This window comes from Luteibacter sp. KNZ12-1A (genome assembly GCF_056755675.1).
Map to the genome: position 1 here is coordinate 43472 of NZ_JBPGXU010000014.1, position 12247 is coordinate 55718.

Consider the following 12247-nt stretch of genomic DNA (forward strand, 5'->3'; position numbering starts at 1 on the left):
GGGGCGGGAAAGGTGGCGCATCATAACCAGTTGCGCCGCGCCATGTGTAAAGCCCCTGTTTTTACTCGATTTAAGTGGCTGCCTTGCGGCAGACCAGCAGGACTTCGTCGACTCCGGGCCCTGGTTCGAAGCCGGTCGTGAAGGCCAGCGGCTTCTGGAAACGCACGCCCAGCGGCATGAACACCCGGTTGTACCACCACATGGCGCGGGCGCGCTGGTGGGTCAGGAACCACTGCCCGAGGTCGAGCAGCTTCGACGATTTCGGCTGCATGCCGTAGACGGCGCTGCGTTCGATGGTGAATCCATGCCGGTCCAGCAAGGCCCGGATCGCCTCGGGCTCGTAGCGGCGGTAGTGGCCCACGAAGTCGTCGAAGGCGGTCCATGCGTCCGGGTGCAGGGGCACCGAGATCAGCAGGCGGGCGCCCGGTTCGGCCACGCGGGCCAGTTCGCCCAGGGCCCCTTCGTCGTCCACCACGTGCTCGAGGATGTCGAAGGCGCAGACGAAGTCGAAGCTGGCGTCGCGGAAGGGCAGGGCGCCGATCATGGCGTTGGCCACGCGCGCGCCGTGCCGGCCGAGCTCCGCCAGCGCCGGCCGGCTGAGGTCGACGAACTGGGTGTCCGCCAGTGGCAGGCGGGGACGCAGGCCCGGCGCCACTTCGAGCCGTCGCGCGGTCTGCGCGGCCAGTTCGGCGACCAGGGGCCAGGTATTGAACTGCTCCGGCGAGAACAGCTTCGCGTCCGTCCACAAGGCGTCGTAGAAGCGCTTGTTGCTGCCGATCAGGTCGGCGTCGGTCCGCTGGGCCGGAGGGCCCGAGGTAAACGATGCGATGGTCATGCGGTACCTCGGGGCGGTGGAAGACAAGGACTAGCGCAGTCGCGCCAGTTCGCGCAGCAGGGGCAATCGGCGTACCCGCACGGCGGTGGCGCGGAAGACGGCGTTCGCGAGAGCCGGCGCCGCCGAGGGTACGCCGATCACGCTGGCACCGGCCGGATCGGCGGTGGACGGCACGATCACCGTCTCCACCTCGTAGGGCATCGGTTGCGTCGCGGCGATCGGGTAGTCGCGGAAGCCGGTCTGCTGCACCTTACCGTCCTTCACCGTGATGGCGAGGTTGAGAGCGGTGGACAGCGCATCCAGCGTGGCCCCCTGCAACTGGGCTTCCAGGCCGAGGGGATTGATCGCGCGGCCGACGTCGGCGACGCAGACCACGCGGTGGATGTCGATGCCATCGGTGGTCGGCGCCACTTCGATGGCGTGGGCCACGTAGGCGCCGAAGACATAGGCGCAGGCGATGCCGAGGCCATTCTCGCTGCGCAGCCAACGGCTCCAGTCGAGCTTGTCGGCGGCGAGCTTCAGCACGTTCGCCATGCGCGCGGTGTCGATGGGGCCGCCACGGCCGTTGTACGGCAACTGGCGCGCCTCGCCGAGCAGGGCGAGACGGAAGTCGAGCGGATTGGCCTTCACCGCGTGCGCGAGTTCGTCGATGAAGCTTTCACTGGCGAAGGTCGGCGTGACGTGCGGCGAGCCCCGCCACTCGCCGCGGGCCAGCGTCGATTCCAGCGGGTACCAGTCACTGCGGAAATTGGGAACGAGTCCCGCGGGCAGGGCGTCGGCGACCAGTTCCGATTGCCAGAGCCGATTGTCCGGCGTGGCCCGTCCCGCCAGCGCGGACGGGCTCGCCATGCGCTGGTGCCAGCCGACGATGTTCTTCTTGCGATCCAGCGACGCGTTGAGGCGGTGCACCGCCAGCGGACGGTAATAGTCGCGCGCCAGGTCGTCGTCGCGGGTCCAGAGCAGCTTGACCGGCCGGTTGCGGATCTCGTCGGGTTTCTTGGCCAGGGCGACCGCCATCGCCTCGGCGATGTAGTCCTGCTCCAGCCGGCGGCCGAAACCGCCACCGCCACGCGGCACCTGGATGTCGATCTGCTCGGGACGGAACCCGGTCATGCGTTGCACGACCGTGTACGCCTGGCGTGGCGACTGCGTGGCGGCGATCACCGTCACGCTGGTGTCCGGGTCGAGGCGGACGACGCAATTGGGGGTTTCCGCCGTGGCGTGCGCGACCCAGGGCTGGAAATACGTGGCTTCGAGCGCGCGCGCGGCCTTCTTGCGCGCGGCGGCGATATCGCCGTCGTTGCGCACGGTGGTCGGCGCGGCGGCATCGTCCCCGAACAGGTCGAGCGCCTTCTGCTCGAGCGTGGTGCTCGACTGTTCGGTGGTGCCTCCGGGTTTCCAGGTCGCCTTCAACGCGGCGCGACCGGACAAGGCCGACCAGGTGTCGCGCGCGAGCACCGCCAGGGCGGGTGCCTGCGCGGCGAGGCCGGGCTGCTGGCCTTGCTCGGGCGTGATCTCGATGACGTCGAAGACGCCCTCGACCTTCTTCGCCGCGTCGCGATCGGCCGTGTCGAGCGAGCCGCCGGGGTAGGGGCACCGCGCCAGCACGACGATCACGGGATCGCCGATGCTTTCATCGAAGGCATAGCGCAGCGTGCCGGTGACGACGGCGCGCGCGTCGATGTCCCCGGCGGGTTGGCCGATCAGGTGGTAACGCTCGGCCTGCTTCACCGGCGGGGGTGTCGACGGCGCGTCGATGCCGGCCGCGGCCGAGGCCAGGTCGGCATAGGAAATCCGCCGTCCGTCGGCGGCGACGACCATGCCGCTTTCGCCACGAAGCTGTTCCGCCGGGACGCCTAGGCGGCGCGCGGCCGCCTGCAGGAGTAGCCAGCGACCGAGCGCGCCGGCCTGGCGCAGGTCGGCCCAGGCGGCGGGAATGCTGGTGGCGTCGCCGCTGCGCTGGCGGCCGTAGGTGAATTTCGGTTCGCCGTTGCCCTGGGTGACGCCGAGGCCGAGCGGCTCCACGATCACGCGCGACCAGTCGGCGTCGAGTTCCTCGGCGATGATCCGCGCCAGCGACGTGGCCGTGCCTTCGCCGTTGTCGGGATCGCGCACGCCGATGTAGATGCGGCCGTCGGCGGCGATGCGCAGGTAAGGGCCGACCTGGGCCCAGGCGTCGCCGAGCAGGCCGAGCGGCGGCGGGCGATCCAGGGCCTCCGCGGTGCCGACGCCGATGACCAGCGCCCCGGCAGTGCCGGCGGCGTACTTGAGGAACCGGCGGCGGGAAAGTCGGACCTCGCCACTCATGCCTTCGGGTCCTTCATCGCGCCGGCGGCGCGCTTGATCGCCTTGCGGATGCGCCCATAGCTGCCGCAACGGCAGAGGTTGCCGATCTTGTCTATATCCGCGTCGGAGGGATTCTTCTGCCGCGAGAGCAGGTCCACCGCGGCCATGATCTGGCCGGGCTGGCAGAACCCGCACATGATGGCGTCCTCGTCGATCCAGGCCTGCTGCACGGGGTGCAGCGTGCCGTCCGCGGCGGACAGGCCCTCGACCGTGGTCACCCGCTTGCCGGACATCTTTTCCATCTTCGTCTGGCAGGAGGCCACGGCCTTGCCGTCGACGATGACCGTGCAGAAGCCGCAATCGCCCTGGTCGCAGCCATACTTCGCGCCGGTCAGGCGCAGCACGTCGCGCAGGTACCAGAGCAGGGGCATGGTCTTGTCGCCCGTGTGCCGGTAGCGCTTGTCGTTGACGATGAGGTCGATGCCTTCACGTACCGGCTTGGGCGCCGGCTGACGGGCGTCCTGCTTGGGCGGAACGGGTACGGGAGACGTCGGACCTTGCTGTGCCATCGGCTTTCCTCAACTGAACCGGGTCATTGTGGCATCCGTGCCATGGTTCAGCGAGCGACTTTACTGAACAGCCGTCGCCACACCGCGTAGACGGGCAGTCCCGACAGCACCACGAGGCAGACCACGCCGGCACTGAGTGGCTTGTCCCAGGCGTACGCCACGACCACGCCGATCACGGTGGCGAGGAAGACCAGCGGTAGCAAGGGATAGGCGGGCGTGGCGAACGCGGGCCGGCCCTGGGCATGCCGCCGGTACCAGAACAGCGTGGCGATGGTGACCGCGTAGGCGGCCCAGTCGCCGAACGCGGCGAAATCCAGCAGCTGCCCGTAGTTGGCGATCCAGACGAGCACGATGGCCCACGCCGAAAGCATCATCAGCGCGATGTTCGGAGTGCGATAGCGCGGGTGCAGCCTGGCCACGCTGGAGAAGAAAAGGCCGTCCTGGCCCATCACCTGGAGGACGCGGGCGCCGGCGACGAGGGTGATGTTGCAGAAACCGAGCGTGGAGATGGCGATGCCGATGGCGATCAGCTTCGCGCCGGCGGTGCCGAACACGCGGCTCATCACATCGGCTGCCGGTGCCTGGCTGGCCGCGAGCCCGTCGTGGCCGAGCACGGCGAGGTAGGCGTAGTTGGTCAGCACGTAGGCGGCGATCACCACCAGCATGCCCACGATCAACGCTCGCGGCAGCGTGCGCTGCGGATCGCGGACTTCGCCGGCGAGGTTGTTGAGGTAGCTGAAGCCGGAGAAGGCGAACAATACCGGCAGCAGGGCACCGGCGAGGCTGCCGGTCACCTGGGTCGGGCTCGCCCCCAGCGCCTGGGTGGTGCCGGCTCCCGCGAAAGCGACGCCGGTGACCACCAGCACGACGATGGCGGTGAGCTTCAGTATCGCGAAGACGTTCTGTACCTGGGCGCCGAAGCGGATGCCAAAGAGGTTGAGCCCCGTGACGAAGACGAGCGCGCCGATGGCGAGCGGTTTGATCAGGCCGGGCGAAAGGCCGAACACGGATGTGGCGTAGCTGCCGAAGATGGTCGCCACGGCCGCGCTGCTGCCGCTGTAGATCACCAGCAGCATGGTCCATCCGAACAGGAATCCGGCCAGCCGCCCGAAGGCCTCGCGCAGGTACACATAGCTGCCGCCCGCCTCCGGCCGCCGCGCGCCCAGTTCGGCGTAGCAGAGGCAGCCGATCAGGGTCAGCAGGCCACCGGCGACCCAGAGTCCCAGCAGCACCCAGCCGGAGCCGGTGCGCTGCGCGACGATGCCGGGATTGAGGAAGATGCCGCCACCGATGATCCCGCCCACGACGATGAGCGCGGCGTCCATGAGGGTGAGGCGGCGGGCGTAGCCGGGATTTTCCATGGATCGTCGTCGCCTGGGTAAAGCGCGCAGGATCGCCCGCGCGGCACGGCTCCCGCAAGCCCGCGCGCCGCCCGTCGCCTAGAACATGTGGCGGAAAAGATCGGCCAGGGCCCGGCTGAAGGTGGCCGAGGCGATCACGATCGCCACCGTCGTGGCCCAGACCACGATCAGCAGCACGCCGTCGCGTTCCACCAGCGCGAAGGCGAAGGCGATCAGCATGCCGCCGAATACGTAGTTGGTGAACGGAATCGGCAAGGCCAGCAGGATGCCGATGAGGATCATGATGGCGCCGGAGACGAAGGTGAACGGGCGCTGCGTGAGGCGTTGCAGGCGTGGCTGGCAGATTTTTTCCAGCCGGCGCGTCATGGGCGCGATGCGGTCGAGGAAACGCAGCAGGCCCTCGCGCGACATCGTGCGCCGGCGAAGGAAGCCCGGAATCCACGGATGTTCCAGCCCGATCAGCATTTCCAGGCCGAGCGCGACCACGAGCACGCCCATGATGCCGCCGATGCCCAGCGGCACCGGGATGAAATTCGGTATCGCGAGCAAGAGCAGGAGGAAGCCGAAGGCGCGGCGCCTGAGTGGCTCGAGCAATTGCTCGATGGTGATCCGTTCGCCCGGGGTGGACATGAGCGCCGCCCTCAGCAGGGCGGCGGTCTTGTCTTCGCGCGGTTCGGTCGGGGTCATGCAACGACTGTCGCGGTCGACGCTTGAACCGCCGCTTTACGTTACCGCGCCTTCGTCATTCGCCTGCAACGGGCTCCTCGGCACCCACCGTGCTGACCAACACCTTGTCGATGCGGGCACCGTCCATGTCGACCACTTCGAAGCGGTTGCCCTGCCAGGTGAAGGATTCGCCAGCCTGGGGGATGTGGCCGAACTGCGTGGTGATCATGCCGGCCACCGTGCGGAAGTCGTGTTCTTCCTCGTTGGGCAGGCGGTCCAGCTGGAGCAGTTCGCGCAGGTCGTCGGCGGGCAGCGAGCCGTCGAGCAGCCAGCTACCATCGTCGCGGCGCACGATGGGCCCCGCCTGCCCGGCGTCGTCGGCCGCGGGGGCGGTGGCGCCGACCACGGCGGTGAGCAGGTCGTTCAAGGTGACCAGGCCTTCGATGTCGCCGTATTCGTCCACCGCCAGCGCGAGCTGGGTGTCGGCGTCGCGGAAGGCTTCGAGCAGGTCGAGGGCGCGGGCGGTGGCCGGTACGAACAGCGGTCGGGCGACGCGGGCGAAGAGATCGACCTGGCCGCGTTCGAGTGAGCCGATGAGCGACTTCACCTCGACCGTGCCGACCACTTCGCTTTCGTCACGACGGTAGACGGGGTAGCGCGAGAACTGCGTCTCCCGCAGTACCTCCAGGTTGTCCTCTCGCGAGGCCGCGACATCCAGCCAGGCGATCTTCATGCGCGGGGTCATCACCGAGTCCACCGTGCGGTCACCCAGGCGCAGCACGCGGTTCACCATGTTGCGCTCGTCGCTGTCGAGGATGCCTTGCTCGGCGCTTTCCGCCACGAGCAGGCGGATTTCCTCTTCCGTGGCGGCGCTGGCGCTGGTCCGGTGCAGGCGGAGCACGCGGAGGATGCCGGTGGACAGATGGTTGAGCAGCCAGACCATCGGCAGGGTGATGCGCGAAATCACCAGCATCGGCATGGCGATCTGGCAGGCGATGCGCTCGGGGGCGGAGAGGGCCGCGCGCTTGGGCACGAGTTCGCCGATGACGATCTGGACCAGGGACATCAGCAGGAAACCGAGCAGCCAGCCGACCACGCGCACGTACGGTTCCAGCCAGAGCGGCCCGCCGCCGTGCAGCAGTTCGGCGAACTTCTCGCCCAGGCTGTCGCCGGCCACGGCACCCGTGACCAGGATGATCAGGGTCATGCCGACCTGGACCGTGGAGAGGAAGCGCTCCGGCGATTCGGCCAGCTGCAGGGCCACCCGGGCGCGCCGGCTGTCCCTGGCCAGTTGCTTGAGCCGGCTCTTGCGCGACGCGACGACGGACATCTCGGACAGGGCGAAGAAGCCGTTGCCGAGGGACAGGACGAGGACCAGCAGGAGTTCGGAGAGCATCGGGGGCTTATATAGCAGATGGGCCGTGCCGGGTCGTGGAGGTTCGTCGGCGAAAGCCCACGGCACCGCTAGGCCCAGTCCGGTAACATTAGCGTCATAAATCCCCAAGGTTCCCCAGGCGACGCCATGTTTTCACTCCAGACGATCTTCGGTAAGGGCGACAAGTTCTATGGGCTGCTCGAAGCCAGTGCGGAGGCCGCGCGGGAAAGCGCCCGGGCCATGCACGAGCTGGTCACCCAGACCGACCGTACCCCGGTGATGGCCGCCTTCAGCACCGCGCGGGCCCGCGAGAAGGCCTTGCACGGCCAGATCGGCGAGGAACTGGTGAACACCTTCGTCACCGCCCTGGATCGCGAGGACATCGAGGCCCTGAACTCGGCGCTGTACAAGATCCCCAAGACCATCGAGAAGTTCGCCGAACGCTACGTGATCGTCGCCGAGCGCCTGCAGGGCATCGATTTCAGCCAGCGTGCGGCGCTGCTGGAGCGATCCGCCGACGTGGTGGTGGCGATGATCGGCCAGCTCCGCCACGGCCTGAAGATCGACCCGGTGAAGAAGCTCCGCGACCAGCTCCAGGCGCTGGAGTCCGAGGCCGACCGCCTGCTGCTCGACCCCTATCGCACCCTCTACGCCGAAGCTTCCGATCCGCTCCGGGCCATCCTCGCCAAGGACCTCTTCGAACTGGTCGAGAAGGCCGTCGACAAGTGCCGGGACGTCGGCAACGTCGTGTATTCGATCGTGCTCAAGAACTCCTGACGGCGGGCGGCCCATGAGCATGGTCATCGCGGTCGTCCTGATCGCCCTCGCGTTCACCTATATCAACGGCTTCCACGACACGGCGAATTCCATCGCCACCGTGGTCGCGACCAAGGTACTCACGCCAGGCCAGGCGGTCCTGCTGGCCGCCGTCACCAACCTGGCGGGCGCCCTCTGGGGCACGGCGGTGGCGGCGACGATCGCCTCGGGCCTGATCGACACGGGCGTGGTCGAGGTCGGTTCGCACCTGCTGATCAGCGCGTTGCTCGGCGCCACCATCTGGAACCTGATCACCTGGTGGCTGGGCCTGCCTTCCAGTTCCAGCCACGCCCTGGTCGGTGGCCTGTGCGGTGCCGCGCTGGCCGCGGCCGGCGATAACTTCCATTCGATCATCTGGTGGCAGGGTGGCGCGCACTGGTGGCTCGGCAAGGGCGTGGTGCCCAAGGTCATCGTGCCGATGATCGTTTCGCCCTTCCTCGGCTTCGTGATCGGATTTGCCATCATGGGGGGCCTCTATGCGTTGCTGGGCTTCCTCTCCAGCCGCAAGGGCCGGTTGCATCGCTTCGGCCGCACGCCCTTCGTGAACAGCTTCTTCGGCAAGGCGCAGATCGTCTCGGCCAGCGCCATGGGCTTGTCCCATGGCATGAACGACGCGCAGAAGAGCATGGGCATCATCGCCCTGGCCCTGGCTGGCGCGACGGCGGCCGGCCAGTTCGACCACCTGCCCGCGTTCTTACATTTCCTGCGCATCCCGCACGACCCGGCCGCGGCCGGCGGCTTCCCGATTCCCGTCTGGGTGAAGGTGGTCTGCGCGCTGACCATGGCTGGGGGTACCGCCGGTGGCGGCTGGCGCATCATCAAGACGCTCGGCCACAAGATGGTGAAGCTGCATCCCATCAACGGTTTCGCCGCCGAAGGCAGCTCCGCGGCGGTGATCCTCACCGCCTCGATGCTCGGCGTCCCGGTGTCGACCACCCACAACGTCTCCGCGTCGATCATGGGCGTGGGCGCGGCCAAGCGCTTCAACGCCATCCGCTGGTCGGTGGTCGAGCGCATGGTCTGGGCATGGATCCTCACCCTGCCCATCACGGCAGGACTCGGCTACGGCCTGGTCAAGCTGGGCCACCTGCTGTTCTAAGGCCTACAGCGCGTCGGCCTCGCCATTGACGACCTGCTCGAGCTGGTCGCCGATGGCACCCAGTTCCTCGATCAGCCGGGCCAGTTCGCGCTCGTCCAGGTAGTCGTACGGGCGGTTCTCGCACAGGTGCAGATAGGGCGAGCCGTCGAGATCGGCTTCGGCCAGGTATCCGGTGCGCTGCTCCCAATTGAAGCGCAGGCAGCGCCGCGCATCCACGCCGGTCAGGGGACCGATCGGCGTCGACAGGCGCAGGAAACGCTGGCCGTCGGCGTCCTCGAGTTCGGCGAGGTAGATGCCCTGGTGCCGCCCGTCGGGCAGCTCGAGGTCGAAGCTGATGATGTAGGGCTCGTTCTGGCGGAGCTTGTGGATGCCGCCCAGGTGGGAGCGAATCGCTTCGAAATGCCGCATGACTGCCTGCTGGTCCGTCGTCGAGGGCTTCCGATGGTACGCTCAACGGAGGTTCCGGACATGCACGAAACGACCATGAGCGATGTACTCGACGATGAGGAGGCCCGCATGGAGCGGGCGCGGCGGATCATCGATGCGGTCGCGGCCATTCCCCGTGGCCGCGTGGCCAGCTACAGCGCCATCGCGGCTCGCGCCGGGTATCCCGGACGCGCCCGTCTGATCGGCCGGGTGCTCGGCGATGCGCCCAATCGTCCCGATCTGCCATGGCATCGCGTGTTGCGTGCCGACGGCAAGATCGGGATTCCCGCCGGCACGCGGAGCTATCGCGAACAGTGCCGGCGGTTGAAGGCCGAAGGGGTGGTCGTGAAGGACGGACGCGTGCCCATGAGCGCCTTCGGCCTGGATCATGACCTCGATCGTGCCATCTGGGGATGACCCGTCCGCGGAATCAGCGGTAGGTGACCTCGACCAGCTGCCATGGCCGTGACGGATCGCGGCGCAGGGCGTAGTCGAACAACGACAGCCTGGCGTCGGCTCGCGCCTGGCGCGCATCGAGCACGCGGATGATGGCGTCGCCCTGGCGACGCGCCGGACAATCGAGCTTGCCCTCGCCTGCCGGGCAGGATGGTTCGACGATGGCGCCATGGAAGCCGATGCGGCCTCCCCCGGCGAACGTGGGCAAGGCGGCGACAAGCAGGGCGCCTGCAAGCAGGCTTGCGGGAACGAGCGCTTTCTTCATGACATCCCCCCTCTTGAGGACGTGAAACGCTATGGAGTCGCGGGGCGGCATGCCCGGCCCCATTACCTGCCGATTCGCAAGGAAAGAAAACAACCCTTCGTCCCAAATCGGTGTAGGCCTACATCCCGTTCAGCTGTCGTCTTATGCCGGCACGTCGTGCCGGTTTGTTAGCATGGACGGATGCAGTCCCAGGCCCTCGATCTTCTCCATTCCGTATTCGGCTATCCCGGATTCCGCGGCCAGCAACAGGCCATCGTCGACGAGGTCGCCGCTGGAGGCGATGCGCTCGTGCTCATGCCCACGGGCGGGGGCAAGTCGCTTTGCTTCCAGATTCCGGCCCTCATGCGCCACGGCACGGGAATCGTCGTCTCGCCGCTGATCGCCCTGATGCAGGACCAGGTCGATGCCCTGACCGAAGCGGGCGTGAAAGCGCGATACCTCAATTCCAGCCTCGACGCGGCGACCCAGCGCGAGGTCGAGGAACTGCTCCTGGCCGGCGAACTCGACATGCTCTACGTGGCACCCGAACGCCTGCTCACGGGGCGTTTCCTCGGCCTGCTCGAGCGCATTCCCATCGCGCTGTTCGCCATCGACGAAGCCCATTGCGTCTCTCAGTGGGGACACGATTTCCGGCCCGAGTACCGTGGGCTCGCGATCCTCCACGAACGATTCCCCGACGTGCCGCGCATCGCCCTCACCGCGACCGCCGACGAGCGTACCCGCGAGGAAATCGTCGAGCGGCTGGGCCTGCACGACGCGCGCCGCTTCGTTTCGAGTTTCGACCGTCCGAACATTCGCTATCGCGTGGCGCCGCGGCAGAACGCACGCCGGCAACTGCTCGATTTCCTCGACGCGCACCGCGGCGAGGCCGGCATCGTCTATTGCCTGAGCCGGCGCAAGGTGGACGAGACCGCCGCATGGCTGATGGAGGCCGGCGTCGAGTCCTTGCCCTACCACGCCGGTCTCGACACGGAGACACGAACCCGGCACCAGCAACGCTTCCTTCGCGAGGAAGGCGTGGTGATGGTCGCCACCGTCGCCTTCGGCATGGGTATCGACAAGCCCGACGTGCGCTTCGTGGCCCACCTCGACCTGCCGCGCAGCATGGAGGGTTACTACCAGGAAACCGGGCGTGCCGGCCGCGACGGCCTCCCCGCCGAGGCCTGGATGGTCTACGGCCTGGGCGACGTCGTCACCATGAGCCAGATGATCTCGCAATCGGAAGCGGGCGACGACCGCAAGCGCATCGAGCGCTTGAAACTCGACTCGTTGCTCGGCTATGCGGAGGCGACGCGCTGCCGCCGACAGCTGTTGCTGGAAGCGTTCGCCGAAACCTATCCCGAGCCCTGCGGCAACTGCGACAACTGCCTGGTGCCGCCGAAGACATGGGATGCCACGCTGGCGGCGCAGAAAGCGATGTCGTGCATCTACCGCAGTGGACAGCGTTATGGCGCCGGGCACCTCATCGACATCCTGCGCGGTGAAGCGGGCGAACGCGTGCGCGAACTCGGCCACGACAAACTCACCGTGTTCGGCATCGGTGCCGACATGGATGCCACGCAATGGCGTTCGGTGTTTCGCCAGTTGCTCGCGGCCGGATGGATCGAGGCGGATCCCGAGGGCTTCGGCACCTTGCGCCTGTCGTCCACCAGTGGGCCGGTGCTGAAAGGCGAGCGCCGGGTGTGGTTGCGCGAGGACGCGCGGCCGGCGAAGGGACGCCGCGGTACGCGGTCGCCGGCTAGCGTGCCGGGCGGTTCGCTCGGTATCGAGGCGATCGAACAGCCGCTCTGGGAAGAACTGCGGCGCGTACGCGCCGAGCTGGCCAGGCAGCACGGCGTTCCGGCCTACGTGATCTTCCACGATGCCACGTTGCTGGCCATGCTCCGCGCGTTGCCGGGAAACGAAGAGGAACTGGCCTCGATCAGTGGCGTGGGCGAGAACAAGCTCAAGCGCTACGGCAAGGATTTCCTCGCAGTGCTCACGGCGGCGGGTTGACGGCAGCTTTCAGGTGGGAGCCGACCCAGTCGGCGATGGGTGCTTTCCGAAACCCCGCCCGCTTACGCGGGATCGCCGACAGGGTCCGCTCCCACCCG

General features: G+C 67.8%; 12 protein-coding genes. 4 read left to right on the forward strand and 8 right to left on the reverse strand.

The window, feature by feature from the left end; translation table 11 throughout:
- Positions 1-70 precede the first annotated feature (70 nt).
- From ACR9ZJ_RS05370 to ACR9ZJ_RS05395, 6 genes are all read right to left on the reverse strand, one after another.
- The gene (locus ACR9ZJ_RS05370) at positions 71-835 is read right to left on the reverse strand and encodes a class I SAM-dependent methyltransferase (RefSeq protein WP_481279503.1); all 765 of its coding nucleotides are present in this window, start codon (positions 833-835) and stop codon (positions 71-73) included.
- 30 nt (positions 836-865) lie between these two features.
- Positions 866-3142, reverse strand: a complete 2277-nt coding sequence (locus ACR9ZJ_RS05375; protein WP_481287093.1) for a xanthine dehydrogenase family protein molybdopterin-binding subunit — start codon at positions 3140-3142, stop codon at positions 866-868.
- The gene (locus tag ACR9ZJ_RS05380) at positions 3139-3690 is read right to left on the reverse strand and encodes a (2Fe-2S)-binding protein (RefSeq protein WP_306849734.1); all 552 of its coding nucleotides are present in this window, start codon (positions 3688-3690) and stop codon (positions 3139-3141) included. The genes ACR9ZJ_RS05375 and ACR9ZJ_RS05380 overlap by 4 nt, the downstream gene beginning before the upstream one ends.
- A gap of 47 nt (positions 3691-3737) precedes the next feature.
- Positions 3738-5051, reverse strand: coding sequence for an APC family permease (locus ACR9ZJ_RS05385; RefSeq protein ID WP_481287094.1), 1314 nt, complete (start codon positions 5049-5051; stop codon positions 3738-3740).
- Between the two features lie 78 nt (positions 5052-5129).
- Positions 5130-5738, reverse strand: a complete 609-nt coding sequence (locus tag ACR9ZJ_RS05390; protein ID WP_426285446.1) for an exopolysaccharide biosynthesis protein — start codon at positions 5736-5738, stop codon at positions 5130-5132.
- Positions 5739-5793: 55 nt separating this feature from the next.
- Entirely contained in the window at positions 5794-7113 is a 1320-nt protein-coding gene (locus tag ACR9ZJ_RS05395) for a hemolysin family protein (RefSeq protein ID WP_481279506.1), read from the reverse strand.
- Positions 7114-7239: 126 nt separating this feature from the next.
- Here ACR9ZJ_RS05395 and ACR9ZJ_RS05400 point away from each other — a divergent pair, with 126 nt between their 5' ends.
- Positions 7240-7869, forward strand: a complete 630-nt coding sequence (locus ACR9ZJ_RS05400) for a DUF47 domain-containing protein (protein ID WP_306849739.1) — start codon at positions 7240-7242, stop codon at positions 7867-7869.
- Between the two features lie 13 nt (positions 7870-7882).
- Positions 7883-9007, forward strand: coding sequence for an inorganic phosphate transporter (locus tag ACR9ZJ_RS05405; RefSeq protein ID WP_481287095.1), 1125 nt, complete (start codon positions 7883-7885; stop codon positions 9005-9007).
- Between the two features lie 3 nt (positions 9008-9010).
- Here the strand turns inward: ACR9ZJ_RS05405 and ACR9ZJ_RS05410 are convergent, their stop codons facing one another.
- On the reverse strand, positions 9011-9415 hold the full coding sequence (locus ACR9ZJ_RS05410; protein ID WP_481287096.1) for a hypothetical protein: 405 nt from the start codon (positions 9413-9415) through the stop codon (positions 9011-9013).
- A gap of 75 nt (positions 9416-9490) precedes the next feature.
- Between ACR9ZJ_RS05410 and ACR9ZJ_RS05415 the strand changes: the two genes are divergently transcribed.
- The gene (locus tag ACR9ZJ_RS05415) at positions 9491-9850 is read left to right on the forward strand and encodes an MGMT family protein (RefSeq protein ID WP_481279509.1); all 360 of its coding nucleotides are present in this window, start codon (positions 9491-9493) and stop codon (positions 9848-9850) included.
- Between the two features lie 13 nt (positions 9851-9863).
- On the opposite strand, the gene ACR9ZJ_RS05420 is transcribed toward ACR9ZJ_RS05415, so the two are convergent.
- A complete protein-coding gene (locus ACR9ZJ_RS05420; RefSeq protein WP_481287097.1) occupies positions 9864-10154 on the reverse strand; it encodes a hypothetical protein in 291 nt (96 codons plus the stop codon).
- Between the two features lie 180 nt (positions 10155-10334).
- On the opposite strand from ACR9ZJ_RS05420, the gene recQ reads away from it, so the two are divergent.
- A complete protein-coding gene (gene recQ / locus ACR9ZJ_RS05425; RefSeq protein ID WP_481287098.1) occupies positions 10335-12149 on the forward strand; it encodes a DNA helicase RecQ in 1815 nt (604 codons plus the stop codon).
- The last annotated feature ends 98 nt before the right edge of the window (positions 12150-12247 follow it).

What these genes read in the sequence shown, in the direction of transcription:
- ACR9ZJ_RS05370 (WP_481279503.1), bottom strand. Translation starts at nt 835, where the DNA reads ATGACCATCGCATCGTTTACCTCGGGCCCTCCGGCCCAGCGGACCGAC.
- ACR9ZJ_RS05375 (WP_481287093.1), bottom strand. Translation starts at nt 3,142, where the DNA reads ATGAGTGGCGAGGTCCGACTTTCCCGCCGCCGGTTCCTCAAGTACGCC.
- ACR9ZJ_RS05380 (WP_306849734.1), bottom strand. Translation starts at nt 3,690, where the DNA reads ATGGCACAGCAAGGTCCGACGTCTCCCGTACCCGTTCCGCCCAAGCAG.
- ACR9ZJ_RS05385 (WP_481287094.1), bottom strand. Translation starts at nt 5,051, where the DNA reads ATGGAAAATCCCGGCTACGCCCGCCGCCTCACCCTCATGGACGCCGCG.
- ACR9ZJ_RS05390 (WP_426285446.1), bottom strand. Translation starts at nt 5,738, where the DNA reads ATGACCCCGACCGAACCGCGCGAAGACAAGACCGCCGCCCTGCTGAGG.
- ACR9ZJ_RS05395 (WP_481279506.1), bottom strand. Translation starts at nt 7,113, where the DNA reads ATGCTCTCCGAACTCCTGCTGGTCCTCGTCCTGTCCCTCGGCAACGGC.
- ACR9ZJ_RS05400 (WP_306849739.1), top strand. Translation starts at nt 7,240, where the DNA reads ATGTTTTCACTCCAGACGATCTTCGGTAAGGGCGACAAGTTCTATGGG.
- ACR9ZJ_RS05405 (WP_481287095.1), top strand. Translation starts at nt 7,883, where the DNA reads ATGAGCATGGTCATCGCGGTCGTCCTGATCGCCCTCGCGTTCACCTAT.
- ACR9ZJ_RS05410 (WP_481287096.1), bottom strand. Translation starts at nt 9,415, where the DNA reads ATGCGGCATTTCGAAGCGATTCGCTCCCACCTGGGCGGCATCCACAAG.
- ACR9ZJ_RS05415 (WP_481279509.1), top strand. Translation starts at nt 9,491, where the DNA reads ATGAGCGATGTACTCGACGATGAGGAGGCCCGCATGGAGCGGGCGCGG.
- ACR9ZJ_RS05420 (WP_481287097.1), bottom strand. Translation starts at nt 10,154, where the DNA reads ATGAAGAAAGCGCTCGTTCCCGCAAGCCTGCTTGCAGGCGCCCTGCTT.
- recQ (WP_481287098.1), top strand. Translation starts at nt 10,335, where the DNA reads ATGCAGTCCCAGGCCCTCGATCTTCTCCATTCCGTATTCGGCTATCCC.